Source organism: Mesorhizobium sp. YIM 152430 (assembly GCF_029210365.1).
Lineage (GTDB): Bacteria > Pseudomonadota > Alphaproteobacteria > Rhizobiales > Rhizobiaceae > Aliihoeflea.
On record NZ_JARGES010000038.1, the window covers coordinates 1 to 1,368 of the forward strand.

General features: G+C 66.8%; 2 protein-coding genes and 1 pseudogene. 1 reads left to right on the forward strand and 2 read right to left on the reverse strand.

The window, feature by feature from the left end; genetic code table 11:
* Positions 1 to 298: tetraacyldisaccharide 4'-kinase (locus PZ895_RS11355; protein ID WP_275839109.1), on the forward strand; the 298-nt coding region annotated here is incomplete at its 5' end.
* A gap of 107 nt (positions 299 to 405) precedes the next feature.
* Here the strand turns inward: PZ895_RS11355 and PZ895_RS11360 are convergent.
* Entirely contained in the window at positions 406 to 642 is a 237-nt protein-coding gene (locus PZ895_RS11360) for a DUF2093 domain-containing protein (protein ID WP_275839110.1), read from the reverse strand.
* 55 nt (positions 643 to 697) lie between these two features.
* A pseudogene (locus PZ895_RS11365) lies at positions 698 to 1,368 on the reverse strand (DNA mismatch repair protein MutL); the annotation flags it as partial.

Here is a 1,368-nt window from a genome sequence, read left to right on the forward strand (position 1 = left end):
TCGCACCGTGCGTGAACTGGGCGGCGACGTAGCGGTGACGCGCAGCTTCGCCGACCATCATTTCTACAGCGCCGACGAAGCGCGGGATCTGATGCAGGATGCCGACAGGGACGGGCTGGTGCTGGTCACGACAGCCAAGGACGCGATCCGGCTGGCGCACGGATCGCAGGCGCTGGAGGAACTGCATCACCGGGCAAAAATGGTGGAGATCGAGGTGGCGTTCGAGACGGACGTGACGCCCGGCGCGGTGATCGACCAGACGCTGAAGGCGTGGCGCAGGCGCCGGCTGGAAGGGTGACTCTCGACCGGCGTCATTCCGGCCGAAGTCCGAGCGCAGCGAGGCGAGAGCCGGAAGCCATTCCGTGAGTGCTTCGCGCCGATGCGGCTTCCGGGATGGCGTCGAGCTTAAGTCTTCGCCCGCGCCCTCAAACCCGGATTTTCCTGCAATTCCCGGTTCAGCGAAATTTCGGCATTCGCATAGGGCTCCTGCCGCGCGACGCTCCAGTATTTGAGCTCGTCGAGCGGAATGGACTCGCCCGTGACCGCGCAGCGCACGAACGATCCCGGCGTCATCACCTGGAAATCGCCGTCGAGATAACGGATGCGGGCTTCCTTGCCGCCGGGGCCTTCGAAACGGTTCATGGGATGCGCCTTCTGGTCCCGGTGGTTCCGCCACAAATGCGGTGTCAGGTCAAGCTTATCTGCGCCCAAAAAGCCGCTCGATGTCCGCAAGCTTCAACTCGACATAGGTCGGGCGGCCATGATTGCAGGTGGCCGAGCCCGGCGTGGCTTCCATCTGGCGCAGGAGCGCGTTCATCTCATCCGCCTTCAGGCGCCGGCCCGAGCGCACCGACCCATGGCAGGCCATGGTGGCGGCGATGTGGTGGAGGCGGGCGGTGAGGGTCTCGACCGTGTCGTTGTCGGCGATCTCGTCGGCAAGGTCGCGGACAAGCTGCTGCACGTCCATCTCGCCCAGCATCGAAGGGGTCTCGCGCACCGCGATCGCGCCCGGCCCGAAGCGCTCGATGGCAAGGCCGAAGCGGGCGAGCGTCTCGGCTTGCCCGGCAAGGCGCGCGGCATCATCTTCGGACAGGTCGACGATCTCGGGCAGGAGCAGCATCTGCGCAGGCAGCGGCTTCGAATGAAGCGCCGTCTTCAGCGCCTCGTAGACGAGCCGTTCATGCGCCGCGTGCTGGTCTACGATGATCAGCGAGCGGTCCGTCTGGGCGATGATGTAGTTCTCGTGGACCTGCGCGCGGGCGGCCCCGAGCGGCTGGGCGAGGGCCTCCAGGGCGGGTTCCGGCCGGCCCGCGCGCAGGTCCGCGGAGGCGATCGTTCCGGCGAAAACGCTCTGCGCGGCTTCGGCGA